This is a genomic window from Posidoniimonas polymericola, assembly GCF_007859935.1.
In the GTDB taxonomy this organism is placed as follows: domain Bacteria; phylum Planctomycetota; class Planctomycetia; order Pirellulales; family Lacipirellulaceae; genus Posidoniimonas; species Posidoniimonas polymericola.
On the sequence record NZ_SJPO01000001.1, the window covers coordinates 942120 to 969091 of the forward strand.

Here is a 26972-nt window from a genome sequence, read left to right on the forward strand (position 1 = left end):
GCGGATTGCGATCGGAACCAAGTGAAGAGGAACAAGATGCTGCGAATGCTAGTAAGGCGGCTCGCCGCCCTGCTGTTGTGCGGCGTGCTAGGCGCGTCCTGGGCGCGGGCGCAGCACGACTACGATGTCGTTGTGTATGGCGGCACATCCGCCGCGGTGATGGCGGCCGTCGAGGTCGCCCGGGAGGGCAAGTCGGTCGCCATTGTGTCGCCAGACGCCCGGCTGGGCGGGCTCAGCTCCAACGGACTCGGGTGGACCGACATCGGCAGCCGCGACTCGATCGGTGGCCTGAGCAAAGAGTTCTACGGCCGCGTGTACGACCACTACCTCGAGCCCGGCGCCTGGGTATCCGAGACCCGGCAGCAGTACATCGGGCGGTCGTCCCTCGACCCCGACGCCGGGCGCCAGATGATGTTCACGTTCGAGCCGAAGGTCGCCGAGCAGATCTTCAACGACTTTGTCAGCGAGAACAACATCACGATGTTCAGCGGGCGGCTCAACCGCGAGTCGGGCGTCGGCATGAACGGCAGCCGCATCACTTCCATCAGCACCCTCGGCGGCGACACCATCTCCGGCGGCGCGTTCATAGACGCCACCTACGAGGGCGACCTGATGGCCGCGTCGGGCGTCTCGTACACGATTGGCCGCGAGGCCAACTCCCAGTACGACGAGTCCCTCAACGGCATCCAAGCGGGGCTCAACAAGAACCAGTTGCCACGCGGGATCGACCCCTACGTGCAGCCCGGCAATCCCGCCAGCGGGCGGCTGCCCGGCGTCAACCCCGACGCGGGGGGCGCCAACGGCCAGGGCGATCAGCGGCTGCAGTCCTACAACTTCCGCATGGCGATGACCAACGACCCGGCCAACCGGGCCCCGATCGCCAAGCCCGACAGCTACGACGCAGCCGACTACGAGCTGCTGCTGCGGGCGGTTGAAGCCGGCCAGACCAGCCGGTTCTGGAAGACCAGCCCGATGCCCAATCTGAAGACCGACTCCAACAACGACACCGGCTTCTCAACCGACTTTATCGGCGGCAATTACGATCTGGACACCGGCTGGAACTACGCCGAGGGTGACTACGCCTCACGCGACGCGATGATCCAGGCGCACCGCGATTACCAGCTCGGGCTGGTATGGACCGTGCAGAACGATCCGCGCGTGCCCCAGGCAATCCGCGACGCCTGGGGCCAATGGGGGCTGCCGCTCGACGAGTTCACCGAGAACGAGAACTGGCCGGAGCAGATCTACGTGCGTGAGGCGCGTCGCATGCTTGGCGAGGTGGTGGTCGATCAGAACCACGTCAATCAAGAGCCCGGGTACCTGTTCGGCGACTCGATTGCCATGGGCGGCTACGCGATGGACTCGCACCACACCCAACGGTACGTGACGGCCGCGGGCGATGTGCAGAACGAGGGCGATGTGCAGTCCGCACCGGCCCGCGGCCCGTACGGCATCAGCTACCGGTCAATCACTCCGCAGGCGGGTGAGGTCGAGAACCTGCTGGTGCCGGTGGCGCTTAGCGCGAGCCACATCGCCTACGGCTCGATCCGCATGGAGCCGGTGTTCATGTCGACCGGCCAGGCCGCCGGCGCGGCCGCCGTGCTGGCGCTCAACGGCGCCACTAGCGTGCAGGATGTGGACTACGGCTTGCTCCGCCAGAGCCTGCTTGCCGCCGGCGCTGTGCTAGCGCCACTGCTCCCCGACCCGGTGGCGTCGAATGTCGGCATCGATTTCAACGACGCGGCCGGCCTCCCAATCAACCTCCGCAACCGCACCGACGGCGACGGCTGGACAGGCGTTTGGGACGGCACCGGCACCGAGCAGATCGTGCCCGGCAGCCTAGACTACTCCGGCGGAGGCTACCTGATCGACCAAGCCGCGGGCCGGGCGCCGGGCAAGCTGCAGGGCAACTACAACGAGCCGCGTCAGAACACACGCGACTTCGAGCTCGCCATGCAGGGTGATATCTGGTTCTCCATGCTGGTGGAGAACCCCGACCCATCGGCCGTGGTTGGTCTGTCGTTCAACCCGAGCGGAAACGGCGACCCAGAGGACGGACCGATCGAATCGCTGCTGGTCCTCGACGGCGAGACACTCTCTTTTGAGCAGCAAGGCGTCGCCTCAGCCAGCGCGTCGGGCCTGCCCACCGGGCAGACGCACCTGATCGTTGGTCGGCTGTCGCTCGGCGCGGAGGAGCAAACGCTGCGTGTCTGGGCCGACCCCATGTCGGTCAGTCACCTGGGCGTCCCGGACCTTCTCGTCGCCGACCAGTCGCTGCCGACGGTGCTCGGCGGCTTGGGGCTGCTCAGCTACAACCCGGCCGGCCCGGCGTTTTCTGCCGCGGGAGGCTACCTCGACGCGCTGCGGATCAGCAACGCGGCCGACGCGTTCTTCGCAGTTACCGGCGCGGTCCAGACCGCCGACGTCAACGGCGATGGGCTGATCGACATCGACGACCTGTCGGTGATCCGATCGAACTACCTGGTCGCGGGCGCCGCCCTGGCCGAAGGCGACGCCAACCGCGACGGCGTGGTCAACTCCCGGGACTACTTCCTATGGCGCACGGCGTACCTCAACGCGGGCGGCGACCCCGCGGCGATCGCCGGGATCGTCCCCGAGCCCGCGGGACTGGGGTTGAGTTTGGCGATTGGCGCCGCTTTGGCGATGCCGAGCCGACTCGCCCGGGGGCACTCCTCAGGAAATGCAAGCGGCGCGAAAGGGAGCGACATTGATTGAATCCTGCCGAAGCCTAACGCTGCTCGTGCTCTTCGGGGCCGGCGTGCAAGCCGCACAGCCGGCTCAATTCGTCGAGCGGTTGCGGGACGGCGATCCTCAAACGGTGGTGACCTACGGGACCAGCCTCACCGCCGGCGGCGCCTGGAGCCCGCAGCTCTCGTCGCGACTCAGTGCCGCCTACCCGGGCGAGCTGACCTGGGTGAACTCAGGGCTGAGTGGCAAGGCCTCGAACTCCGGGGTGGCCAACCTCAGCTCCCGCGTGCTGAGCCACAGCCCCGACGCGGTGTTTATCGAGTTCGCGATGAACGACGCGTTCACCGCCTACGAAGACGGCAATATCGACCAAGGGATCAGCGTCGCCCATGCCCGCACCAATCTTGAGTCGATGATCGATTCGATCCAATCCCAAAACCCCGCCGCCGAAGTGTTCCTGCAGACGACGAACCCGGCGTGGGACGCGCCCAACGGCAACCTCTCGGGCACGAAGCGGCCCGATCTGCCGGACTACTACCAGATGTACCGCGACGTTGGCGCCGAACGCGGACTGACGTTGATCGACAACCACATGGTCTGGAGCACGTTGCAGCAGAACGATCCGAAAGAGTTCCAGTCACGCGTGGCCGACGGCACGCACCCGGATGCGCTGGGGTACCAGCGGTACGCGACTCCCGCACTGCTTTACGCGCTCGGGGCCGAGATGGGCCCGTGCCTGCTGGTAGAGCTAGGGACTGGCAGATCAGTGCTGCACAACCAGTCGGCCGACTCGGTGGAGCTGATTGGCTACACCATCTCCTCTGCTAGTGGGACGCTGCTTCCCGATTGGGACGGCCTGTCGTCCACCGCCCCCGACACCTGGGAGAAGGCGAACCCGACGCCAGAGAACCTCTCGGAGCTGTCCCGCACCACAAGCGAAGTCGTTGCCGCCAACGCCGTCCGGCCCCTAGGACAGGTGTGGGACCCGGCAAAGAGCCTCGACCTGACCCTGCGGTACCAGACGCCCAACGGCGCGCTGCACAGCGGAAGCGTGGTCTACCTGCAGGACCTCGGGGAGCTAGCGACCGTCGCCGGCGACTACAACCGTGACGGCATCGTGGACTTCGCCGACTATCAGACCTGGCGAGACGCCTATGGCAGCCCAGGGCCGCCGTCCGGCGGCGTCAACGCCGACGGCAACGGCGATGGCCGGGTCGACGCCGCCGATTACTCCATTTGGCGTGACCACGCTGCGGCAGTCGCGAAGACCGCCCTCGACTACGCGTTGCCCGTCCCGGAGCCAACCGCTGGTCTGGCGGGCGCCACTGCCTCGCTACTGCTGCTATCTCGGAGTACGAATACGAGAGCGATCCGGCCGTAGCCACAAGTCTCCGCAGGAGCGGCTGGGAAGCCTGCTCGAACTACGAACGAGCGAACCGTCGGAACGCGGACGACCTTAGCCGCGGACACCGCTTCTTGTGGACTCGGGTCAGACCGAGTTCCAATTCCCCCAGTTTTCCCTCGACCTGGCCGATGGCGGCCTGAGCTACTCTGGTACGCTTAGCGTCGAGAGGACGCTTGGAGTCCCGGCCTTCGAAGTAGAACCTCACCCGATAACGAGCGGTGGCGGCGGGGCCACCAATATGAACACCATGCGTACGCCACGGTGCGGCAGAATTGCGGCAGACGACTCTTCAGGCCCAAGAGGCGGGCCGCAGAGATCGACGTAAGTCGTTTCCTGCCAAGCGACTATGGGAGGGTGGCTGAGGGGTCTCGAACCCCCGACCTTCGGAATCACAATCCGACGCTCTAACCAACTGAGCTACAGCCACCGCGGGAACCCAGAATCGTATCGCACTGGGCTCTTATCGGTCAATCCGCCTGGGCTTCGACTAGGGGAAACCCGGGCGTTCGTGCCCGCTGGCTACCGCTGACGCAGTGCCTGGATGGCGGCCATTGCGGCGGCGCCGATCGTCAGGCCGGCGGCAAACGCGGCGCACAGCGAGGGCAGGTCAAAGTTCGTCAAGTGGGCGAGCAGCATGGCTTGGCTTTCTCTCTTGGTCGGGCGGCGGTTTCAGGACCCGCGGGCGCCGCAAGGGTTCGCCCCGCCCCGATCGTGGGGCGGGCAACAAGGGTCCTAAGCTACACGATTTAGGGCTGCTGCGGCAAGCTGGCTGCCGGCTCCAACCCGGTCGCCAGCCAGCGGCGGTAGCCCGCGTCGAGCTCGCCCGGCGTGCGTTCGAGCCGCTCGAACAGGTCGTCGGGGGTCGCGTCCCCCTCGTACAGGGCCCGCAGGTGACCGACCAGCGGCTCACGCATGGCCCCCTTCTCGCCCTCCATCAGGTAGGCCGCCAGCCCGGCCGATTGGCTGTACAGCGCCGCCAGGTCGGGCCGCCGCTGCAGGTCGAGCTTGCCGAGCGCCGCCAGCTCTGCCAACGGCACGTAAAACTTGTCCACGATCAGCCGGTGCCGGGCCGCCGGCAGCCGCCCGCCGTTCGGGCCGCCGATGGTCCACTCGGCCTCTTCGTCCGCCGGCGGCGTCAGCGACTCGAAGTAGCAAGCAATCCCCTCGACCAGCCAGAAGCCGTGCTGCATGCCCACCTCCCGCCGTGAGCGGACCGACTCCTTAAACAGCTGGTGCACCCCCTCGTGGTACAGGGTCGCCCGGTCGATCGTTTCGCCCGCGAAGAAGTGCGCTTCGCGGAGGTCGTCGAAGTAGATGCCGAGCGTCTTGTCGATCTGGGGCTGCTTGTGCCGCAGGGCCGCGACGTACTCCTGCTTGCTGCGGTGGTAGATCACGTTGTAGGGCCGCGACCGCTGCCGCGCGGACCGCGTGCCGTCGAACCGGGCCTGCACCTCGGCGTCGCCCAGGTAGTAGCCGGCGAACAACTGCCGCCACACCTGGAACAACTTCTCCAGCTCGGCCGCGATCATGGCGCCGGCCTCGAGCGAGTGGTTCGTAGTCACCAGGAAGTGGTCGGTGCGGACCTGCCAACCGTCGTCGATGGTGGCGTGCCGCGCGGCGTCCTCCTCGGCGGTCAGCAAGCGGCGGCCGTGGCGGCGCTCGTCGGCCTCGTAGCGGTCGACATCGTCTTGCTTGATCCAGCCGTACTTGGCGTGCCACACGTACCCGCGGCCGACCTGCTTCGCTTGGTACGGCGTCAGCCACTGGCCGTTAGGTTGATCATCTTTTTGCTCGTAACCAAGCACCCGCCGCGCGACCTCGTTGTCGGGGTCGACGGTGAGGGCCTGGGTCGCCAGCTGCAGCGCCGCGGTCGGCTGGCGCATCCGGGCGAGCTCGGTCGCTCGTGCGACCAGCTCCTCGCCACGGGCTTGGTCGGTCACCTTGGATTCGTCATCTCCTGAATACACGTCCGCCACCACCGCCACTGGTTCGGCGGTCGCACACGGCGCCAAGGCCCAGGGCAGGGCCGTGGCGAGGGTCAGGAGGGTGAGCCAAAGTCGGGTCATTCCTCCATTATAGCTCACGCTGAAAACGCCACCTCACCCTTATCTCAGTCTTGTATAGCACTAGCAAGCTTGAGAACGGTCCTATGTCCCCAAACAAGGTGGTGAGTGCCTACACCGCGTTTTCCGGCGGCGCTTGCAACTCTCTCGAGATCGGCCTCAGGTATCCGGTCTTTGAGATTGCCAGCAATTGGAGTCTCGTTCTCTCGGAACACCTTGATGTGAAGAAGGGCGTGGTCACCGATTGTGACCTCGTTTGGGAGCAGCTCGATTCGCTGATCGTCGAGGATAAAATTGCCAAGAGCGCCATAGAAGTAGCTCCGTGACTTGCCTTGCGGTTGCAGCCATACGAACACTGCGAAGCGGCTGTCGTCGCGGGGGACGAAACAGAAGTCCCCGGGGCTCATTCTGGCGTTCGACTTTGGAATCAAACTGGGTAGTCCATCAATTCTTCGTGGGTGCCCGGGGGCGCTCCCGGTAGGGAATCCCCCGACGATGTACTGCCCCCGGCATGCTGGCAGTCGGGGGCTTCCGCTGTCGCGGAGCGCCCCCGGCACCCCGTTGGAACCGCGTATCCGTAGCAGCAACCTCTACCTCAACTACCCCTGATCGGCCATCGCGGCGTCGAACGCGACGTTGCTCGGGGCGAAGTCGATCTTCTTGACGAACTCGGCCGACTCCGCAGCGCCGTGGTCGCGGTCCATGCCGGAGTCTTCCCATTCGACGCTCAGCGGGCTGTCGTAGCCGATGACGTTCAGCGCCCGGATGATCTCCTCGAAGTTCACCGCGCCGTGGCCGGGCGAGCGGAAGTCCCAGCCGCGGCGGGGGTCGCCGAAGTTGAGGTGGCTCGCCAGGATGCCGGTGCGGCCGTCGAGCGTGACGATGGCGTCCTTGATGTGGCAGTGGTAGATGCGGTCGGGGAACGCGCGGATGAACTCCACCGGGTCGACCCCCTGCCACAGCAGGTGGCTCGGGTCGAAGTTGAAGCCGAACGCCTCGCGGTGGCCGATCGCCTCGAGGGCCCGCTTGGCGGTGTAGATATCGAACGCGATCTCGGTCGGGTGCACCTCGAGGGCGAACCGCACGCCGCACTCGTCGAACACGTCGAGGATCGGGTTCCAGAGGTCGGCGAACTGCTGGAAGCCGGCCTCGAGCATCGACTCGGGAACCGGCGGGAACGAGTACAACAGGTGCCAGATGCCGGAGCCGGTGAAGCCGTTCACCACCGACACGCCGAACTTCTGCGCCGCCCGGGCGGTGTTCTTCATCTCCTCGATGGCCCGCTCGCGGACCTTCTCAGGGTCGCCTTCTCCCCAGACATGCGGCGGCAGGATAGTCTGGTGCCGCTCGTCGATCGGGTCGCAGATCGCCTGGCCGACCAGGTGGTTGCTGATCGCGTGGCACTCGAGGTCGTAGCGGTCGAGACGGTCGCGGACGTCGTTGACGTAGTTGGGGTCCTCCATCGCGCGGCGGACCTCGAAGTGGTCGCCCCAGCAGGCCAGCTCGAGGCCCTGGTAGCCAAAGTCGGCCGCCTTGCGGCACATGTCTTCGATCGGCAGGTCGGCCCACTGGCCGGTGAACAGCGTAACGGGACGGGGCATGTCTGGTGGCTCGGGTTCCGGGACTCGATGGCTAAGAAGAGTAACGACCCCAAAATAATAACGGATCGGCCGGCGGTGTCGCCAGCGGCTCGAACTGTTGAATGATCTGCTGCACAGGTTCGGTCCCACCCCTGGCGGGGCGGGCTGCATGTGCATGCGGCGTGTACCTCAAGGCAGCCCGCCCCGTCAGGGGTGGGACGACGCCACGCAGCCGGCGACTTTTGTCCCTTATACCGACAACGATTTATAGGGACAAAAGTCGGGCCCCGCGGCGGCGGCCCGTTTCGTTTCACCCTGCTATAGCAGCGTGGCCGTTTGGGGCCGCCGTTTTTAACGTTCGACTTTTGTCCGCTCTTGCTCGCGGGCGGGACAAAAGTCCAATCCCGTTCGCCGGGGAGCATTCGCTATCGCCGCCCTGCCTGAACGAGTGAGCCAGCGCGCAGCATCTCCTCGTGCCTTGCGGTGGTATTGTTAGCAGCCCTCCATTGGACCGCGCTGGGTGGCGCTTTTCCACCCATAAAGGACAAACCAAGCCGAGTCCGCAGCGGCCTCAGCGGCGGCTAGTAGTCGGCCTCGGTCAGGCTCGCCAGCACCGACGTTTGCCAATCGAGGAGCCGCTGCTTCAGCTCGGCGGCGCGGTTGGGCTGCTCGTCTGCCAGATTGTGCTGCTCGGCCGGGTCGTTGTCGAGGTTGAAGAGCTGCACGTCGGCCCCGCCCAGGCCGCCGTGCACCACGAGCTTGTAGGGCTGGTCGAGGATGGCGCGGGCGCCCTCGAAGAACCGCTTGTCGGTCTGCGGGATGCGGAGGCTGCGGAAGTTGCGGGTGAAGCGCCCGCCGAGCTTCTTCACCAGTGGGGTCGTGCCGGCCTGTACCTCGGCGGTGTAGTAGGGCTCGAGGCCGCTGAGCTTGCCGCCGCCGGTGCTGAAGTTCCAGAAGCAGATTGGGTTGTCGCGGCCGGTCATCTCGCCGTCGAACGCCGCGGCGATGCTCTGGCCGTCGAGCGGGCGGTCGGGCAGCGGCAGGTCGAGCAGGTCGCACAGGGTCGGCAGGACGTCGCTGGTGACGGCGTTCGCTTCGCACACGGCCGGCTGCGTGACGCGGGCGGGCCACTCGATGACGCCCGGCACGAGCACGCCGCCCTGGTAGACGGTTCCCTTGTAGCCGCGGAGCGATGCAGTGACGATGCCGTCCTGCCAGCTGCCGTTGTCGCCGCAGTACCACACTAGCGTGTTGTCGCGGAGGTCGTTCTCTTTGAGCCACCCACGCAGGCGGCCGATCGAGCGGTCCATGGCGGTGATCTCGGCGTAGCGCTCGCGGAGCACGTCGCCGATCGGCCGCTTGACCTGCTCGCCGGTCTCGTTGGAGGTGACCCGGACGGTGCGGTCGTTGTACTGGGCGGGCACGTCGTCGTAGAGGGCGAGGTCCGCGGGCAGCCCGCTGTACGGTTCGTGGGGCGAGCCGTACCAGATCACCAGGCAGAACGGCCGCGACGTACGTCCCTCCGCAGACAGGTAGGAGATCGCCTCGTCGATGAGCACCTCGGAGCCGTCGCCCCGGTACGGTTCGGGCGGTCCGCCGTCACGCGACAGCTCGGGGTTTAGCTCGAAGAAATTGTCGTGCGACAGCCAGTGATCGAATCCCATCTTCCCGGGGTTGGTAGGCGACGACGCCTTGACCGGGCCGAGGTGCCACTTGCCGAAGTGGGCGCAGTCGTAGCCCGCGCGGATGAGCAGGTGGGCGATCGTGACCTCTTGAGAGCGGATCGACCAGCCGGGGGCGAACACACCGTAGCGGTTCGGGTGCCGGCCGGTGAGCACGCTGCCGCGGGTCGGCGAGCACGACGGGTGCGCCGAGTAGAAGTGGTCGAGCCGCAGGCCGTGGGCGGCCATCGCGTCGAGCGCGGGCGTCTGGAGGTGGGGGTGCCCGTTGTAGTGGGTCTCATCCCAGCCGTGGTCGTCGCCCATCAGGAGGATGATGTTGGGGCGCTCGGCGGCCGACACTTTCAGGCCGGCCGACAGCACGAGCAGCGCGATTAAGCAGAGGACCTGACACACGCGTCACCTCGTTTGTTTGCTGGAGTAGATCGCGAGCTTGTCGGGAGCAGGCGTAGCGAGGATCGGGTGCCGGCGCGACGCATGCGGGTAGCGTCATCGGGCAACCCGACTCACGATTGGTCGCCGATCATTGTTCGCATGTGGCGGCATGGCCAGCGGCCGGCAGGCGTTCCTTTCTCTAGAGGTCCGCTCGCTGGCCTTATTCACGTGAAAAGTCGCCGGATTCTTGAGCCCTGGCCGCCAGTGGCTTTCCTCGGACGCCGCGCTCAATCACACTGGAGTCTAGGAACTTGGAACTTAGAGCAGGCATTTATCATTGGCTACCACAGACGAGGCGGGGCAGGACGCATCGGGCAACCGGTTGCCGAGCGGGGCAGGTAAAAGCTGCGCGATCACCCTGGCGGCGTGCGTGCTGGCGCTCACCCTGGCGGGCGACGCCCTCGCGCTCGACTCGCAGGACCTGGCCAGCTACCGCGACTGGGGCCTGGCGGTCGGCACGCAGTCGATCGGTGAGTTCCGCCGGCCCGGCACGTCGATCTACGCCGAGGGGACCAACCTCGATGGCGACCAGTTCGGCGGCATCAACGGCAACGCGTTTATCTGGGCCGCCTCGGTCCAGTTCCGCGCGCTCAACAGCCGCTACGCCCTCGACCCCACCAGCCCCAACCGGCGGCTGCTGCTCGGCTTCTCGCAGGAACTCCACCAGCGGTACTGGGTCGACAGCGCCGACGGCGAGAACGGCTACGTCGTCGCGCCCGGCTCCACCGAACGCTACTACGACGACAACGCCCACATGACGGTCGCGTTGATGGAGGGCTTCGAGCTGACCGGCGACTCGCGGTTGTTGGAGCGGGCGATCGCCACCCACGAGTTTGTCCTGGAGGGTGAGGACAGCTACCAGGACGGCGGCATCTACTTCCGCGAGGGCTCGCTGGGCAACAAGAACACCATCTCCACGCTGCAGGAGGCCCGTGGGGCCGCCATGATCTACCAGGCCACCGGCGAGCAGCAGTACCTGGACGACGCTGTCCGCCTGCTCGAGTGGTCTAACAGCCACGTGCAGCGGTCGGACAAGCTGTACTACCAGGAGTACCGCGACACGAACATCGGCGACATCGGCAACGTGCCGCTGACCAACGGCGCCGGCATGGGCGTGCTGACCAACCTCGAGCTGTACGACATCACCGGCGACGCCGCTTACCTGGCCGAGGCGCAGCGCGTCGGCCTGGCCGCGGCCCGGCAGTTCACCAACTCTTCGACCGGCAGCGTCTGGGGCGGCGCCTACTGGGCCTTCGAGCTGGTCGACGCGTGGGTCGACCTGTACCAGCACAGCGGTTCCACCCGCTGGCTCGGCTACGCGGCGGACGCGGTGGAGTTCATCAAGAACGACCTCGAGGACAACAACGGCCACTACGGCCGCGACTGGCACACCGTCAACGACGACTCTTGGCCCGAGCTCGACGACTGGCTGCTCATCGACCAGGCGTCGGTCGTGCGGGCGTACCTGTCGACCGGCCTGGCCGAGGCGCCCGCGCCCGACGGCGACTACAACGACGACGGCGTCGTAGACGCGGCCGACTACACGGTGTGGCGGGCGAGCGTCGGCTCGCCGGCCGGCACGCTGCCCAACGATGCGGACGGCGGCGTCATTGGTTCGGCGCAGTACCAGACCTGGCGGGCCAATTTCGGCGCCGTCCGGTTCACGCTGCCGGACGGGCCGTTCGCCGCGGGCGCCGTGCCGTCTCCCGGTGGGCTGAGCCTGCTTTGCACTCTGACGTTGCTTGCAGCGCACACACGCCGTCGCGCGAGCGTGCATTCCGAACGCTAGCCGCTACTGCATTCGGGGTTCCGAAGCGGTGACTCGCTCCTCAGGGCGGCAGCTTCTCGCGCGATGTGGTGAGGATCCCTCCAACTCCACCGCCCAATTCGCCGGTTTGCGGCGTTGGCATGGACGTTGCATCCCTACTCTACCACAACGACGCCTGCGATCGGCGGCAACGCCGGCAGGCTGGATTCAATTAAAGAGAACCGAAAGGAAGTCACCATGGCTACGATTACGAATACGAACAGCACTACTGCTGACCTAACTGATGAGACGGTAGAGAAGCTCCGCGAGCTCCGCCGCTTGAATATCGATTCGGCGAAGGGCTTCGAAGAGTGCGCCGAGCTGGTCAAGGACCACGGCGTGAAGGAGGCGTTTTCGGAGATCGCGAAGACGCGGCGCGAGCAGGCCGAGACGCTTGCCACGCATGTCGAGTTTAGCGAGGGCGCTGAGGAGGAACGCGGCAGCTATGCGGCAGCGGCGCACCGCAGCTGGATCAAGGTCCGCGACGCGTTCAGCTCGGACTCGGTGCTTACCGCGCTCGAGGAAGCCGAGAAGGGTGAGGACCAGATAAAAGACGCCTATGAGGACGCCCTGAAGGGCCTCAGCGGCACGCCGGTCTACTCCGTGATTACCGAGCAGTACGGGAGTGTGAAGAAGACTCACGACCGGGTCCGCGACCTGCGTGACCTGAAACGCAGCAGCTAGAAGCGGCTACCCCGCGACAGCCGGCGTCCCTACGGGGGCGTCGGCTTTTTTCTGCGCTTACGGATTCAAGGCGTGCTAGAGCGCTCCGGGGTTCATCCGCCAGATGGCGAGGTTCAGCGCAGCCGCGAACGTGACCCACAGCAAGTAGGGGGCCAGGAGCAGCGCGGCCGCCTTCTGCACCCGCCAGAACGCCGCCATGGTCGCCGCAATCAAGACCCACAGCAGCACGATATCCAAGACCGACCACAGCCCGTGCCGCCAGGCGAAGAACAACCAGCTCCAAACCGCGTTGGCTGATAGCTGCGTCAAGAACAGCAGCAGCGGACCGCGGTGGGCGGCGAACCCTCCCCGCCGCCACACCAACCAGGCCGCGACGCCCATCGTGGCGTACAGTACGGTCCACACCGGCCCGAACACCCAGCCGGGCGGCGCCCAGGTGGGCTGGGTGATCTCGCTGTAGAAGGACCGCGCCTGTGTCGACGCCGCCGCGCCGATGGCGGCGACCGCGAAGCAGAGGGCAAGCCAGCCAGCGAGTCCGAAGGCCTGAGTCGGTTTGGTGAGCATGGACATTGCTGAGAGCGGCGCGCGGTTCGGTTAACTCTGCGGGGTTTGCCTGGTCGGCATCGGCGCACCGATCTCCTCCCGCCACTGCTTCAGCCGCCCAAGCAACTCCGCCGCTTTGTCGGGCTTGGCGGACGCCAGGTTGTTGGTTTCGCCGATGTCGTCGACCAGATTGTAGAGCTCGAGCCGGCCGTCTTCGAGGAACTCCATCAGCTTCCAGTCGCCCTGCTGGATAAGGCTGACCGGCGTGGTCCGCCAGCGGTTCTTGCCGGCGCCGAGGTAGCCCGGGAAGTGCTGGAAAACGGCGTCGCGTTCCAGTCTGGCGGCTGGGTCGCGCAGCAGCGGGGCAAGGCTCTCGCCGTCGAGCGGCTGGTCGGGCGCCAACGCCATCCCGACCTCGAGCAGCGTCGGGTAGAAGTCGACGTGGATGGTCGGCGTGTTGCAGCTCGTCCCTGGCGCCGTGACTCCGGGCCAGCGGACCACCATCGGGACCCGCGTGCCCCCTTCGTACAGGCTCCCCTTGCCGCTCCGCAGTGGAGCGTTGTCGGTGATGTCGCCCCGCGGCTTGATCCCCTCGCGGACGTAGCCGCCGACGCCGCCGTTGTCGCTGACGAAGATCACGAGCGTGTCGCCGGCCAGGCCGAGCCGGTCGAGCGTCTGCATCACGCGGCCGACGCTCTCGTCGACCGAGGCGATCATCGCCGCGTAGGTCGGGTTGTTGTGACCGTCGACCGGCGGCTTCTCTTGGAACTTGCTGATCAGGTCCTGCTTCGCCTGGTACGGGCTGTGGACGCCGAAGTGCGGCAGGTAGAGGAAGAAGTCTTGCTGCTGGTGACGCTCGATGAAGTCGACCGCCTTGTCGGTCAGGAAGTCGGCCAGGTACTCGCCCTCGGGGTGGTCGACCTGGGGCGCGGTTTTGAAGTCTAAGTGCCGGCCGGCGCTGACGATCGCCTCGTCGAAGCCGCGGCTCGCCGGGTGGTGCTGCTCGCCGGCGCCGAGGTGCCACTTGCCGAACATGCCGGTGGCGTAACCGGCCGCCTTGAGCCGGTCGGCGATCGTCTCGAGGTCGAGCGGCAACCGGGTCACGTTGTCGACCGGGCGGAGCGGCCGCATGCTCCAGTCGAACCTGCGGATGCCGCCCACCGTGTAGACGCCGGTCCGCGGGCCGTACTGGCCGCTCATCAGCGCCGCGCGGGTTGGGGCGCAGTTCTGGCACATGTGGTGGTTGGTGAGCCGCATCCCCTCGCCCGCCAGGCGGTCGATGTTGGGGGTCTCGTAATAGCGGCTGCCGAAGCACCCCAGGTCGGTGTAGCCGAGGTCGTCGGCCATGATCAGCACGATGTTGGGGCACCGGATCGATACGCCGTGGGCGGCGGGCGCCAGGAGCGACCCCAGCAGCAGTGGCAAGCAGCACAAGAGACGCGGCATGGATGGTTCTCGCCTGAGCAGGAATGGAGGGGAGAGCAGGGGGCGGCCAGCAGTGCCGTTGCCCCTGATTGTGGGGGCAAACGGGGGCCAGAGTCAAACACGCGGCCCAACGGCCGACGCTACTCCGCGGGCAGGCCGAGGGCGAACACCGCCAGGCAGACCAAAGCCAACGCGGCGTAGCCCGCAATCCGCAGCCCGCGGTGCGACGTGTCCTGTTTCTGCCAGGCGACGATGCACGCCACGCCGCACTGCGGCGTGTAGAACAACGCGAACGCCCGCGAGGCGTAGGCGATGATGCTGTTGACGTTGGTCTCCCAGGTGAGGGCGATGGTGGCGACCAGGATCAGCAGGTACGCGTACTTGGCGGGCAGCTTCTGGCCGGACAGGTCCTCGACCAGGCCGCCGGCGCCCTCGTAGTCGGCCACGGCCGCGCTGAACTGGCTGCCGATCGCCGCGACCGACAGCAAGAGCGGCAGCACCGCGGCGACCGGCTGCGTCATCTTGATAATCGCCGTGACGTCGGCGCCGAGGTCGTCCCTGAACAGCACGGTCGCCAGGCCGATGAACACCAGGTAGATGGCGCTCGCCAGCAGCTGGGCGTAACGCATGGTCTTGATCCGCTGGTCGGCGGGGTGCTTCTCGCCCAGATAGCGGGAGGTTTCAAACCCCTGCACGACGATCAGCAGGCCTAGCAGCACCCGCGCGTCGTGCAGGTTGATATCGGACGAAACATCGGGCAGGGCCCATTTTCCCCCAGTGAGCAGGCCCACGTTGTAGACGATCAGCCCGACCAGCAGCGCCCCGATGGCCCCCAGGTTGAACGCCACGGCGTACTTCTCGATCCCCTCCAGCAGGCTCAGTCCCCGCCACATGCCGACGCCGCCGATGACCAACAGCAGCGCGGTGGTGATCGCGTGCGCGGCGGTGTCGTTGTCGACGCCGATGCCGTTCAGCAGGAAGGCCGCCAACAGTTGCAGGTAGTAGGTCACCGAGATGAAGTAGGCGACCGACAGCACCAGCCGCGACAGGAACGCCACCCCCTGCACCAAGCCGAGCTCGTCGTTCTCGATCGGCTCGAAATTGCGGATGTTAAAGCGGATCGCGCCGCCGACCGCGTACGCCAGCGCCAGCAGCCCCGCCATGCATAAGATCGCCAGGTTGCCGACAACGCCCGCCAACAGCGGAGCGCTGACCAGGAAGCCGCTCCCCATGATGGACGCCAGCGGCGTGACGGTCGCCTTCCAGGTCGCCGAGCCCGCGAGTCGCTTGGAGAACGCCAGGTAACCCGCCAGCACTATGGCGGCGACGACGATCGCGGTGTTCAGGAGCATCGATTCAGCAGGTTGTCCTCACGCGGACGCCGCGTCATGGTCAACATGCCGGCGCCGAGGGCGGCGAGCGTGAGCAGGTGCGGTTCGGGCGTCGGGTGAACGCCGGCGACTCCGAATCCAGCAAATACGGCGCCGAGGTTGTTGCGCCAGACCTCGTAGTCGAGCTCCGAGATACTGCCCGGTGTGACGTCGCCCGGCAGGGTGACCGCGGCGCCGAGGTTGTCCCGCCATACCGAGTAGTCGGCCGCGTCGACTTGGCCGTCGGCATTGAAGTCGCCGGCCAGGATCGTCGTGACCGTGACCGCCGCTCCGGGGCTGAACCACAGCCCGGTCTGATCGTCAAAGATCGAGTTCAGCTGGTAGGAGAAGGCCGAGCCGTCGGCGAGCTCGCCGGCCAGAGCGACGTCGCGCTGGCTGATGGTCGTGGTCTGCCCGTAGGCGAGACCCTCGATCGCCACGCCGTCGAGGGCGAAGCCGGTTCCGAAGAAGGCGATCGCCGCGTTGTCGTGGACCGCCACGTTCTGTTCGGGCAGGTCGCCGCCGAACAGACGCAGGGTGTTGGCGGCCCCCGAAGTCGACTGGCCGAAGACGTTGAGGTAGTCGACGCCGCCGCCGCTCAGGTTGACGATTCCTCCCTGCACGATGTCGATTACCTGGGTGTGGCCACCGGTGATGTCGACCGTGCCGCCCCACGCCTGGATGCGGTCTTGGACCACGCCGCCTTGCAGGGCGATTTTACTGCCGCTGACGACGAACAGCTGGTTAATGTCGCCGTCGTGGATGGTGATCGAGCTCTCCTGGTACACGTCGAGCCGGCCGAGCACGGTCCCGCCGTAGATGTTCATCTCGCTGTGCGAGCGGGCCTCGGCGCCGCCGCCGATCTGGCCGCCGTGCAGGTCGAACCGAGAGCCGAGCAGCTGCATGCTGCTGTCGATGCTGCCGGAGTGCATGGTCACCGCAGCGCCGTCGTTGAAGCTGGCGTCGAAGCCGACCGCGGCGCCGTCGATCAGGACCTCGGCCCCCGACGCGGTGAAGCGTTCGCCGACCTGGCCACCGTGCAGGTTGACCTGGCTGCCGGCCTCGGCGAGCAGGTCGTCGCCGACAACGCCGCTATGGGCATTGAGGGTTGCATTGCCGTAGAGCTTGGTGAAGGCGCCGACGGCTCCGCCGAGCACGTTGAGTTCGGATGCGGCTCCGCCCATCGCCGAGCCGACTTCCAGCCGGTCGCCGCTCGTGCCGGCGGCGGTCTGACCGCCTGCGTGCACGTTGACCTGCGTTCCCGGGCCGATGTCGGCGGTCAGCTCCACCAGGTCGGCTGGCAGGTCGATGACGGTCGTGAAGTTGGACTGGGCGCCCGCGACCGACGCCACGGCGGCCAGCAGGAGGGTAAACAGGCAGCGCATGGAGGGATCGCCTGGAAGGGGAGACTCGAGGGGGATCCCTTCCACCCTAGTTGGGGCCCGTCCCAGCGGCAAGAAGAACGGCGCCGAGGGGGCCCAGAAACGGCGTTCCGGACGCGGTTCTAGTGTGCGGCCGGGGCTCGTGGCCCCCTACAGCAGCGCGTCGAGCTCGTCGACCAGGCCCTCGAAGTACGACAGCGCGGTCTGCACCGGCTCGGGCTTCTCCATGTCGACGCCGGCGTCGCGCAGGAGGTCGAGCGGGTACTTGCTGCAGCCCCCCTTGAGGAAGGCGAGGTAGTCGTTGAGCTCGGCCTCGCCGCCGCCCAGCACGCGCTGGCTCAACGCGATCGCGGCAGAAAGCCCGGTGGCGTACTTGTAGACGTAGAACGCGCGGTAGAAGTGCGGGATCCGCAGGCACTCCAGCTCGAGCTCCTTGTCGATCACGAAGCCCGGCCCGAAGTAGGCGTCCAGCAGGCCGCGGTACACCTCACGGAACTTCTCGAGCGTGAGCGGCTCGCCCGCCTCGGCCAGTTCGTGCGTGATTTTTTCGAACTCGGCGAACATCGTCTGGCGGATGATGGTTCCGCGGATGGCGTCGATCTCGCGGTTCAGCAGGTACGCCTTCTCCTTGTCGCTCTTCGCGCTCTGCATCAGGTGGCGGCTCAGCAGCTGCTCGTTGAACGTGCTGGCGACCTCGGCGACGAAGATCGTGTAGTTGTAGTACTCGTAGGGCTGGTTGCTCGACGAGTAGTGGCTGTGCATCGAATGGCCCGCCTCGTGGGTGAGCGTGAACACGTGGTCCAGCACGTCGGGCTGGTAGTTCATCATGATGTACGGGTCGCCATCGAAGCTGCCGGCGCTAAACGCGCCCGACTGCTTGCCCTTGTTCGGGTAGCGGTCGCACCACCGCCCGGTCAGGCCGGAGTGGAGGGTTGCGCAGTACTCCTCGCCGAGGGGCCGCAGCGACTCGATTACCACCTTCACGGCCTGGTCCCAGCTGTGGCTCTTGTCGAGCTCGGAGAGGATCGGCACGTAGGTGTCGTAGTGGTGGATCGCCTTGAGCTTCATCTTCCGCTTGCGGACGTCCAGGTACTTGTAGACGGCCGGCAGCTTGCTGCGGACCGCCTTGATCAGGCTGTCGTACACGGCGGCCGGCACGTTGTCGCTGAACAGCGAGGCCTCGCGGGCGCTCGGGTAGTTGCGGGCCTTGGCGTAGTAGACGTCCTTCTGGATGGAGCCCTTGAGGGCCGCCGCCAGGCAGTTCTCGTGGTCGGAAAACTCGGCGTAGAACTTGGTGAACGCCTCCTTGCGGACCGAACGCTTGGCGGAGTGCAGGAACACCGAGAAGGACGACTGGCCGAGCTCGACCTCGTCGCCGTTGGCGTCCTTGACCGTGCCGAATTTCATGTCGGCGTCGGTGAGCTGGGTGAAGATCTGGTCGGCGGCGCCGGACATCTCGCCCTGCATGGCGAGCAGCCGCTCCTCGCCGTCGGTCAGCGTGTGCGGCTTGTAGCGGACCAGCCGCTCGAGGCTCAGCTTGAACGGCGCCAGCGGCTTGGCGTCGAGGTACTTCTTGAGCTTGGCGGCGGACAGGCCGAGGATCTCCGGGCGGATGTAGCTGGCGGCCTCGCCCGCCTTGGTCGCCACGTTCTGGTAGCGGCCGATCATCGCCTGGTAGGCGCTGTTGCCCTGGTCTTCGGTGGTCTTGAGCATCGCGTAGTACGCCAGCCGCTCGCCCGCGCGGTCGAACTTGCTGTCGAACTTCAGCAGCTTGGCGAGCTGCTCCGGGCCGTCTCCCAGCGTGCCGCGGAAGGCGGCGTACTTCTTGACCTCTTTCTCCCACTTGGCGAAGGCGGCGTCCCACTCGGCGTCGGACTCAAACAGGCTCGACAGGTCCCAGGTGTCGGCGGCCTTCACCTTGTCGCGGGTGGGGAGGGTCTTCTTCTTGGCCATCGGGTGGGCTTCCGTTCTATAAGGTAAAAACTCCCTCCCCCTCTGGGGGAGGGTCGGCGTGGGGGGTGAACCTGGTGCTCGGGGCGCCCCCACCCTAGCCCTCCCCCAAGGGGGGAGGGGATTGTTATTGGCCTCCCTCAGAGAGGGAGGAAGAATACTTTACCACTTCCACAACGCCGCGCCCCAGCTCAGGCCGGCGCCGAAGCCGCACAGCATCAGCTCGTCGCCGCGGTCGATCTGACCGGCGCGGACCGCCTCGTCCAGCGCGATCGGGATGCTGGCGGCCGAGGTGTTGCCGTAGCGGTCGAGGTGCTTCAGGACCCGTTCGCGGGGGATGCCCATCGAGTCCGAAGCGGCGTTCAGGATCCGCTCGTTCGCCTGGTGCATGATCCAGCAGGCGATGTCGTCTTGGCCGCGGCCGGTCTCCTCGAGCATCTGCCTGAACGAGTCCTCGACCAGCCGCACGGCCCACTTGAACACCGGCCGGCCCTCCATCACCAGCCATGTCAGCCGCGGCTCGTCCGAGCTCCGCAGCGGGAACCGCATCCCGCCGTCGCGGCGGTACAAGAGCTCGATGCCCGAGCCGTCGGCGCCGAGGGTCGCGGCGAGCAGGCCCTGCTCGGGCGACCCGGGGCCCAGCACTACCGCGCCGGCGCCGTCGCCGAACAGCGGGAAGGTCTTCTTGTCGTCCGGGTCCACAACGCGGCTGTTGACGTCGGCGCCGATGACCAGCACCCGCTGGCAGCTGCCGCTGGCGACAAACTGTGCGCCGGTGATCAGGGCGTACATGAAGCCGGCGCACGCGGCCGCGACGTCCATCGCGCCGCAGTTCAGCCCGAGCCGGTCCTGAACGAAGGTCGCGGTCTGCGGGGCCAGGTGGTCGGGCGTGAACGTGCCGAGCACGACCAGGTCGATCTCGTCAGGCCGCACGTCGGCAGACTGCATGGCCCGCTGCGCCGCCTCGACGGCCAGGTCGCCGGTCGAGACCTCCGGCGGGGCGTGGCGGCGCTCGCGGATGCCGGTCCGTTGGATGATCCACTCGGCGTCGCAGCCGAGCCGGGCGAGGTCGTCGTTCGTCACGACGTTTTCCGGCAGGTAGCTGCCTGTGCCGAGCGCCTGGACCCCCATCAAGCGGAAGGCCGGCGGCCGGCGGTGGGTATGCGACGAGTCGTCCATGTGGGCGGGCAGCGGTGTATCATGCGGGCCGCCGGCGGCCGCGGAAAAGCTGCCGCGGAGGGGGCGCCCCAGCAGGGGAGTTGTAAACCAGCAAACTAAGGCTTCCAGGCAAACCGGGCAACCCCGGGCGGCGCCGGTCGCTAGCCCGCCCGACGGGCGCGGGAGGCGGTCTTGTACAGAATGGCGTTGCCCTGTTTTCCGACTGCTTTGGCTGCGCCCATCTCGCGCAGGCAGTAGGCCACCCGCTGGGCAATCCACCGCGGCTTGCCGAGGCCGTCGGCCAATTGAGCGGTGCAGAACGGCTGCGGCAGGTTGGCGGGCAGCAGCCCGAGCAGGTCGCCGTGGGTCTGCAGCCGGTAGACGTGGGTTACCTCGACCAGCTTTTGGTCCTCGACGATAAAGTCGTTCTTCCGCCACCGCCGACGCCGGCCGTGGCCGGGGTAGCGCCACTCTTCGACTTCGACCAGCGGGACCTCGAGCGTCAGGTTGCGGTGGGGGAACGCGCGGGTGAAGTGCACCAGCTCGTCGAACAGGTCCAGCAGCTCGCCGCGTTTGGGGCTGCGGCGGCGCGACAGCACGCGGCCCCCCTTCTGCTTGCACTTGATAAGCGTCTTCTTCGCGACGATCGGCTTGACCACTAGCACGCGGTGCTGCTTGCAGAGCGCCCGGATCTTGTCACGGATAGCGGCCAGGCCGCCGTGCTGGATCTCGATCAACAGGTCGTCCCGCACGACATCGATGCGGTAGCGGCCGAGCTTCACCTCCAGCTCGCCGTCGGGGCCGGCGTAGTGCGCCTTGAGCTGCTGGTGGAGCGAGGTTTCCATGGACGAGTCGCTAGGGGCTTGGGGTGCGCTTACTCCCTCCCCCTTTGGGGGAGGGTTGGGGCGGGGGCGCCCCGTGTACCCGCTTCACCCCCTCCCTAGCCCTCCCCCCTAGGGGGAGGGAACGGATATCCCAAAATCGCGGACGGTGAACAGGGTGGTGAGCTCGTAGCCCTTCGACTCGAAGGCCTCGCGGCCCCCTTCCAGGCGGTCGATGATCGCCAGCACGCGCTTGACCTTCAGGCCCTCGGCCTCGCAGAGCTCGATCGCCTTGAGGCTCGAGCCGCCGGTCGTCACGACATCCTCGACGATCACAATCTCTTCGCCCTCTTGGTACGGTCCCTCGACCTGCTTGCCCTTGCCGTGGCCCTTGGGCTCCTTGCGGACCATCACGCCGCGGAGCGGCTTGTCCCGCATGCCGGCGATCGTGAGGATCGCCGCGGTGATCGGGTCGGCCCCAATCGCCATCCCGCCAACCAGCGGCGGGAAGTCGTCGCCGATGATGTCGAGCATCCCCTCGCCGATCAGCCGTGCGCCCTGCGCGTCGAGCGTCACCTGCCGGCAGTCCAGGTAGAAGCTGGCCTGCTTGCCGCTGGCGAGGGTGAACTGCCCAAACTGGAGGGCCTTCTTGTTGATCAGTTCGGCGAGTGCGGCGCGGTCGTACATGGCGGAAATGGAGCGTCGAGGGGGAAGGGGAATGGGGTCCTTGATTCCACCCGATGCTAAAGCGTCGCTTGCGGCAGCGGAAGTGGCCGTGGGTGCGCGGCGGAGCCGCGGCGCTCCGTAGTCCTGGATGCGTCAGCCGCCATTGGCCAACAGCCAAGAGCTAACGGCCAATGGCCCGTTGCGCTAGCGGCGGATAATCACCTCCGAGCCGACCGACAGGATGTCGTGCAGCTCTTCCAGGTCGGCGGCGGCCACGGTCACGCGGCCGCGCTCGAGCGGCGAGCCGCCAGAGCCGCCGATCACCAGGGTCGCCATCCCGCTCGGGTCCTTCAGCACCAGCTGCTTGCCGGTCGGAGCCGTGTAGGCGCCGGCCGATCCGTCGGTCTTCTGCTGGACCTTCCACTGGCCCTCGCTGGCGGCCGCGCCGCTCAGCTGCACCGCGAACTTGCCCGCGTACTTGCCGTCGACCATCAGCACCAGCTCGCCGGTCGTGGCGTTGACCACCGCGTTGAAAGGGCCGCGGACGATCTTCAGCGTGTCGCCCGCCTGGACGGAGTTCGGCGTCGGGACGCCGTTGATCTTCGCCAAGAGCTGCCAGGGCACGTTGTGTGCTTTGGCGATGGTTTCGAGGGTGTCGCCCGCCTTGACGGTGTAGGGGGGCTCCAGGTGGTGGTCGGTCGAGTAGACCACCGTGCCGGCGAGTTGGCTCAGCAGCGACTCGACCATCGCGCTCTCGTCGGGCGTCAGGCCCGGATCGCCGTACCAGGCCGACAGCATCGTGTGGGCGCGGGTCAGCTCGCCACGGGCGAGCGCCTCGTCGATCGCGTTGATCGACTGCTGGAAGCTCGGCTCGCCGCCGCCAATCTGGCCCAGCGATTCGTAGCCCGGCTCCATGCCGGGCGCGTCGGGGCCCGGCATCTCGGGGGTGACGTCGGCAATCGGCGCGTCGGGCTCGATGGGCGTCTGGGTGTACGGCTCGTAGCTCTGGTAGGGGTCCGCCACGGGCGGGGCGGTTGGGGGCTGGGTAGTCGGGGGCGCCGTGGGGAGCCCGGCGTAGTTCGCCTCGGGGATGTCGTCCGGCAGCGGGATGTCGTCCATCGGTCCCGTGACCGGGCCGGCGGGCGGCCCAGCGACCGGCGACCCAGCGACCGGCAGCCCGGCCGCGGGCGGGGTCATCGCGACGATCGGCGGCGCCGGCTGTGCAGCGGGCGAGCTGGCCGCAAACCCCGGCGCTGCGCCCACCGGCGCTGCGCCCACCGGCGCGGCCGGCATGTCCGGCAGTGGCGGCATGGCGGGGTCGGCGGGCAGGGTGGGCGTCGAGGCCTGCTCGGCAGCGGGCGCCGTGCCAAGCGTCGCGCCAATCTGCGGGGCGGGCGGCGCGAGCGCCGGCGGCGGCTCGACGGCCGACGGGTTGTATTCCGGGGCGTCTCCCCAGTTGGCGGTTAGCTCGTCGCCCTCATCGGTTGGCGACTGGTTGATCTGGTGGGCCAGGAAGATTCCCAGGCCGGCCAGGATGGCGATCGTTGCGAGTGGTCGAATCGTGCTCATGATCCGTCCTCCATGACGAATGATTGAGGCCTGTCGTGCGGTACGGGAGTCGGCACAGTGCCACCGAGCCGTGATTGAGGTAGAACCAGTGGTTAGCTGGGCTACTCGTTTGGGCTATAGCGCTCTGTGATCCTGTGGTGAATCCCCTACCGGCAGTTAGATGTCTGATTTCGACCCCGACGACGACTATTACGATGACGACGAAGCCGAGCTGGTCGACTGTCCCGCGTGCGGCGCGGCCATCTACGAGGAGGCCGAACAGTGCCCCGTGTGCGGCGAGTACATCACCCACAGCACAAGCCCTTGGGCCGGAAAGCCCGGCTGGTGGGTCGCGCTCGGGATGCTGGGCATCATCGCCATGATCGTGGCGATGGCGCTCAGCTAGACGCTCGTCGAACTGGTCGCACAGCAAACAGTCGGGGCAAAGAATAGGAGATACCCCGCCCGCAGGCTACGCCAGTTTTCCACCAGTGCTAGCACCCAAAATCTCGCTCCTCCGTCGATTCTCCCTCCCCCTCCGGGGGAGGCCCGGGGTGGGGGTGAAGCAGGTACCAGCTCTACCCGACAAGAACTCCTATTCAGCCACCGAGCTCGTTAAGTCCGAAAATTCGAGCGGAGGGGACAAAACCCCCGCGCGTGTTTTCCCCGCGAATCGTACTTCTGCTTGTATGGCAGCCTCTCCTGTATCACCCCGGCCCGCGGGTCGAGGGGTTTTGTCCACCAAGCATCCCGGCCACCAACCCAAGCCGCCCGCGTGCCGGCCGCTGCATGGAGAAACCCAACCGCGCAGCAGCTACCGCCAGCCCACAACGCCAGCCGCGGGACCGCCCTGGAGAATAGCCTGTTGGAACACTCCCATTAGACCGCGCTGACTGGCAGGTCTCTACAAGAATCACGCGACAATACTCCCTCCCCCTCTGGGGGAGGGCCGGGGTGGGGGTGAAGCAGATACCAGCTCCCCCCAGCAACACCCCAAGTTCGGGTGCCGGGGGCGCTCCGCGACGGCGGAAGCCCCCGATGCCAGTGTGACGCGGTTAGTACATCTCCGGGGCTTCCCTATCGGGAGCGCCCCGGGCACCCGTTGTAGCCACATTCAGTCCCCAGAGGGGGTATGGAATTAGGACGATCGCCCTAACTTCTGGCGGATCACTTCCAGCCGCTCCGCCAGCTCCTTCTCGAACCCGCGGTCCACCGGCCGGTAGTACTCCCGCTCGACGCCCAGGTAGTCCTGCTTGGCGATGCCGTCTTCGGCGTTGTGGGCGTACTCGTAGCCCTGGCCGTGGCCCAGCCGCTTCGAGCCGGCGTAGTGCCCGTCGCGCAAGTGACGCGGCACCGGAACCGCCTCGCCCTCGCGGACGTCTTGGCGGGCCTCAGAAATGGCGACGGTCGCCGCGTTCGACTTCGGCGCGCACGCCAGGTACGTCACGCACTGCGACAGCGTGAGTTGGCACTCCGGCAGGCCGATGAACTCGCACGCCTGCATGGTCGCCACCGCCAGTGGCAGCGCCTGCGGGTCGGCGTTGCCGATGTCCTCGCTCGCCAGGATTACCAGCCGTCGGGTTAGGAACCGCACGTCCTCGCCCCCCTCGAGCATCCGCGCGAGCCAGTACAGCCCGGCGTCCGGGTCGCTGCCACGGATGCTCTTGATCAGCGCGCTCGCGCAGTCGTAGTGCTCGTCGCCGGTCGGGTCGTACACCACGCCGCGGGCGCCGTTGACTTCGATGATGGTCGCGCCGTCGATGGTGGTCGCGTCGCCGGTCGCCGAGTTGCTGGCCGCGTTACTTGTAAGGGGCGCCTCGGACTTCACCGCCACTTCCAACAGGTTGAGCGCGCGGCGGGCGTCGCCGTCCGAGAGCGTGGCGAGCTGCCGCCGAGCGTCGTCGGTCAGCTCGACCCGGTAGCGGCCCAGCCCGCGGTCGGGGTCGGCCAACGCGCGGTCGACCAGCGTCAGGATCTCCTCGGGCGAGTGCGGCTCGAGCTGCAGCACGCGGCTGCGGCTGGTCAGCGCGCTGTTGACCGCGAAGAACGGGTTGGACGTCGTGGCGCCGATCAGCGCGACGAAGCCCTGCTCGACACTCGGCAGCAGGGCGTCCTGCTGCGACTTGTTGAAGCGGTGGATCTCGTCGACGAACAGCACGGTGCTCGACCCGCCGGTGGCGACCGAGTCGCGGGCCGCGTCGATCGCCTCGCGGAGGTCTTTTACGCCGGAGGTCACCGCGCTGAGCTGCTGGAACCGCGCGCCGATCTCCTTGGCCAGCAGCCGCGCAAGCGTCGTCTTCCCCACGCCGGGCGGGCCGTACAGGATGATCGACCCCAGCCGCCCGACCTTCAGCAGCCGCTGCAGCGGACCCCCCTCGCCGAGCAGCTTGGTCTGCCCCACGACCTCGCCCAACGTCCGCGGCCGCATCCGCTCGGCCAGCGGCGCGACGCGGTCAAGGTTGGCTTGCTCACTGGCGGCGAAGAGATCCATGCGGGTGTAGCGGCTGGTGGCTAAGTGAGTGGAGGGTGGGGTCGTATTGTATCCCACCCGCCAACCACGGCCAGCCGATCAGCTAGTTCACCAAGAGCCACCCGCGTCAGCGGGTGGAGCCGCACACCGTCGCGGGGCAGGCTGCGGCAGTCACGATCCGACGAGGCGAAGCCTACTCAAGGATCCCTTCACACTTCACTTTGACCTTCGGGAAATGCTGGCGGATGTGCTCACAGTCGGCCAACGAGAGCCCGGTCCAGCTCACGTCGAGATCGATGAGGCTGGGCAGCCGGCTGAGCAGGTCATCGCTGACGCGACTGAGCCACTCGTTGCCGGAGAGATGGAGGGCTTCCAGGGTCGGCAGTTCCGGAAGGGTTTCCAACGCTGCCGAATCGACAGTGGATCGTTCAATCGACAGTCGTTCGATGCCAGATAGGACCTGGAGGAGGTGAAAATCGGCTTTTGTTAAGTCGCAATCTTGAAACTTGAGAATAGTAGAAGCCGCGATGGTCGGCACACCGGCCAGCAACTCGCTGGGTGACCTGCTTGTGTCCACGTGAAGGCTGTTCAGCCGGGGCGCTCGTGCAAGAACTGAGAGACCTCTGCTGGTCAGGCTGGCGTCGCAGAGGCGGACGGCCCATAACGCGGTAGGTTCACCTAGAGCAAGCATGTGGTCATCCGTGAACTCACGGCCGGATGCGTGCAGGATAGTGACGCTAGTCCCTTTCAGCACGGAAAGAGCCTCAGGCGTGCACTCGATCTTCCCGTCGTCGAAGGAAAGACGCACTTCCGAATCGCGATCCAGGGCCGGGCATCTTCCGAGTGCGTCGAGTAGTTCGCCGTCCGGATTCTCCAGGTGGAGCGTTAGCGAGTCGGGGTCACGGAGCCTCGCCAGGTTCCGCGAGATTCTGGCGACCCGATCCGGCGTCAATGTCGAGGTAGCACCCCAGCTGAGGTATGGCCTCGGGCGTTTGGCAGAGATTGTTACGCCGAGAACGCGTTGTGGGCTATCGAACCCTATCAGCGACTTCGCCCATGAGAAGTTGGACTCGATCGTTTCGTCAGCGAGGGCGACGCGGCTCGTGTCGTCACGTAGCTCGGCAATCGCTCGTTCATGAAGTCGATCCCGCCGGAGGTCATGGGCGAACATCGCCAGCCACACCGACGCAGCGGCGAAGCCAATCAGCACCCACTTCAGTGAAAATCGCCAACGCAACGCCATCGTGTTCCTCCGTGTCGACTCGCGTCTCCGATTT

Annotated in this window: 20 protein-coding genes and 1 tRNA gene; 6 read left to right on the top strand and 15 right to left on the bottom strand. The window is 66.9% G+C overall.

What is annotated here, in order from left to right; all coding sequences use genetic code 11:
- The first annotated feature begins 36 nt into the window (after nucleotides 1-36).
- Both Pla123a_RS24455 and Pla123a_RS03750 read left to right on the top strand, forming a co-directional pair.
- Entirely contained in the window at nucleotides 37-2736 is a 2700-nt protein-coding gene (locus Pla123a_RS24455) for an FAD-dependent oxidoreductase (RefSeq protein WP_197527647.1), read from the top strand.
- Complete coding sequence (locus Pla123a_RS03750; RefSeq protein WP_197527648.1) at nucleotides 2729-4090, top strand: GDSL-type esterase/lipase family protein; 1362 nt, start codon at nucleotides 2729-2731, stop codon at nucleotides 4088-4090. Before Pla123a_RS24455 ends, Pla123a_RS03750 begins: the two co-directional genes overlap by 8 nt.
- 377 nt (nucleotides 4091-4467) lie before the next feature.
- Here the strand turns inward: Pla123a_RS03750 and Pla123a_RS03755 are convergent.
- Both Pla123a_RS03755 and Pla123a_RS03760 read right to left on the bottom strand, forming a co-directional pair.
- Nucleotides 4468-4541: transfer RNA gene (locus tag Pla123a_RS03755), tRNA-His, on the bottom strand.
- A gap of 319 nt (nucleotides 4542-4860) precedes the next feature.
- Complete coding sequence (locus tag Pla123a_RS03760) at nucleotides 4861-6180, bottom strand: hypothetical protein (protein ID WP_146584175.1); 1320 nt, start codon at nucleotides 6178-6180, stop codon at nucleotides 4861-4863.
- Between the two features lie 83 nt (nucleotides 6181-6263).
- Here Pla123a_RS03760 and Pla123a_RS03765 point away from each other — a divergent pair, with 83 nt between their 5' ends.
- Entirely contained in the window at nucleotides 6264-6503 is a 240-nt protein-coding gene (locus Pla123a_RS03765; protein ID WP_146584176.1) for a hypothetical protein, read from the top strand.
- A gap of 273 nt (nucleotides 6504-6776) precedes the next feature.
- Here Pla123a_RS03765 and Pla123a_RS03770 read toward each other — a convergent pair whose 3' ends face one another.
- Both Pla123a_RS03770 and Pla123a_RS03775 read right to left on the bottom strand, forming a co-directional pair.
- Complete coding sequence (locus Pla123a_RS03770) at nucleotides 6777-7778, bottom strand: sugar phosphate isomerase/epimerase family protein (RefSeq protein WP_146584177.1); 1002 nt, start codon at nucleotides 7776-7778, stop codon at nucleotides 6777-6779.
- 560 nt (nucleotides 7779-8338) lie between these two features.
- Nucleotides 8339-9832 (bottom strand): sulfatase family protein, encoded by a 1494-nt coding sequence (locus Pla123a_RS03775; RefSeq protein WP_231956313.1) that lies wholly within the window; start codon nucleotides 9830-9832, stop codon nucleotides 8339-8341.
- Between the two features lie 316 nt (nucleotides 9833-10148).
- On the opposite strand from Pla123a_RS03775, the gene Pla123a_RS03780 reads away from it, so the two are divergent.
- Together Pla123a_RS03780 and Pla123a_RS03785 are read left to right on the top strand one after the other, a co-directional pair.
- Nucleotides 10149-11660: a glycoside hydrolase family 76 protein gene (locus tag Pla123a_RS03780; RefSeq protein WP_146584178.1), complete on the top strand. Its 1512-nt coding sequence runs from the start codon at nucleotides 10149-10151 to the stop codon at nucleotides 11658-11660.
- Between the two features lie 216 nt (nucleotides 11661-11876).
- On the top strand, nucleotides 11877-12362 hold the full coding sequence (locus tag Pla123a_RS03785; RefSeq protein ID WP_146584179.1) for a PA2169 family four-helix-bundle protein: 486 nt from the start codon (nucleotides 11877-11879) through the stop codon (nucleotides 12360-12362).
- Between the two features lie 75 nt (nucleotides 12363-12437).
- On the opposite strand, the gene Pla123a_RS03790 is transcribed toward Pla123a_RS03785, so the two are convergent.
- From Pla123a_RS03790 to Pla123a_RS03830, 9 genes are all read right to left on the bottom strand, one after another.
- Nucleotides 12438-12926: a TspO/MBR family protein gene (locus tag Pla123a_RS03790; RefSeq protein WP_197527649.1), complete on the bottom strand. Its 489-nt coding sequence runs from the start codon at nucleotides 12924-12926 to the stop codon at nucleotides 12438-12440.
- Between the two features lie 30 nt (nucleotides 12927-12956).
- Entirely contained in the window at nucleotides 12957-14351 is a 1395-nt protein-coding gene (locus Pla123a_RS03795) for a sulfatase (RefSeq protein ID WP_146584181.1), read from the bottom strand.
- 119 nt (nucleotides 14352-14470) lie between these two features.
- Nucleotides 14471-15682 carry a hypothetical protein gene (locus Pla123a_RS03800; RefSeq protein ID WP_146584182.1) on the bottom strand — a complete coding sequence of 404 codons (1212 nt, stop codon included), beginning with the start codon at nucleotides 15680-15682 and terminating at the stop codon, nucleotides 14471-14473.
- Nucleotides 15673-17085, bottom strand: coding sequence for a hypothetical protein (locus Pla123a_RS03805; protein WP_146584183.1), 1413 nt, complete (start codon nucleotides 17083-17085; stop codon nucleotides 15673-15675). The genes Pla123a_RS03800 and Pla123a_RS03805 overlap by 10 nt, the downstream gene beginning before the upstream one ends.
- A 147-nt stretch (nucleotides 17086-17232) precedes the next feature.
- The gene (gene pepF / locus Pla123a_RS03810) at nucleotides 17233-19035 is read right to left on the bottom strand and encodes an oligoendopeptidase F (RefSeq protein WP_146584184.1); all 1803 of its coding nucleotides are present in this window, start codon (nucleotides 19033-19035) and stop codon (nucleotides 17233-17235) included.
- Nucleotides 19036-19194: 159 nt separating this feature from the next.
- A complete protein-coding gene (locus Pla123a_RS03815) occupies nucleotides 19195-20211 on the bottom strand; it encodes a beta-ketoacyl-ACP synthase III (protein ID WP_197527650.1) in 1017 nt (338 codons plus the stop codon).
- A gap of 140 nt (nucleotides 20212-20351) precedes the next feature.
- Entirely contained in the window at nucleotides 20352-21035 is a 684-nt protein-coding gene (locus Pla123a_RS03820) for a hypothetical protein (RefSeq protein ID WP_146584185.1), read from the bottom strand.
- 108 nt (nucleotides 21036-21143) lie between these two features.
- Nucleotides 21144-21698 (bottom strand): orotate phosphoribosyltransferase, encoded by a 555-nt coding sequence (pyrE, locus tag Pla123a_RS03825; protein WP_146584186.1) that lies wholly within the window; start codon nucleotides 21696-21698, stop codon nucleotides 21144-21146.
- A 183-nt stretch (nucleotides 21699-21881) separates the two neighbouring features.
- On the bottom strand, nucleotides 21882-23246 hold the full coding sequence (locus Pla123a_RS03830) for a LysM peptidoglycan-binding domain-containing protein (RefSeq protein ID WP_146584187.1): 1365 nt from the start codon (nucleotides 23244-23246) through the stop codon (nucleotides 21882-21884).
- A gap of 160 nt (nucleotides 23247-23406) precedes the next feature.
- On the opposite strand from Pla123a_RS03830, the gene Pla123a_RS03835 reads away from it, so the two are divergent.
- Complete coding sequence (locus Pla123a_RS03835; RefSeq protein WP_146584188.1) at nucleotides 23407-23631, top strand: hypothetical protein; 225 nt, start codon at nucleotides 23407-23409, stop codon at nucleotides 23629-23631.
- A 732-nt stretch (nucleotides 23632-24363) separates the two neighbouring features.
- On the opposite strand, the gene Pla123a_RS03840 is transcribed toward Pla123a_RS03835, so the two are convergent.
- Together Pla123a_RS03840 and Pla123a_RS03845 are read right to left on the bottom strand one after the other, a co-directional pair.
- A complete protein-coding gene (locus Pla123a_RS03840) occupies nucleotides 24364-25716 on the bottom strand; it encodes a replication-associated recombination protein A (protein WP_146584189.1) in 1353 nt (450 codons plus the stop codon).
- A gap of 172 nt (nucleotides 25717-25888) precedes the next feature.
- Nucleotides 25889-26938 (bottom strand): hypothetical protein, encoded by a 1050-nt coding sequence (locus tag Pla123a_RS03845; RefSeq protein WP_146584190.1) that lies wholly within the window; start codon nucleotides 26936-26938, stop codon nucleotides 25889-25891.
- Between the last annotated feature and the right edge of the window lie 34 nt (nucleotides 26939-26972).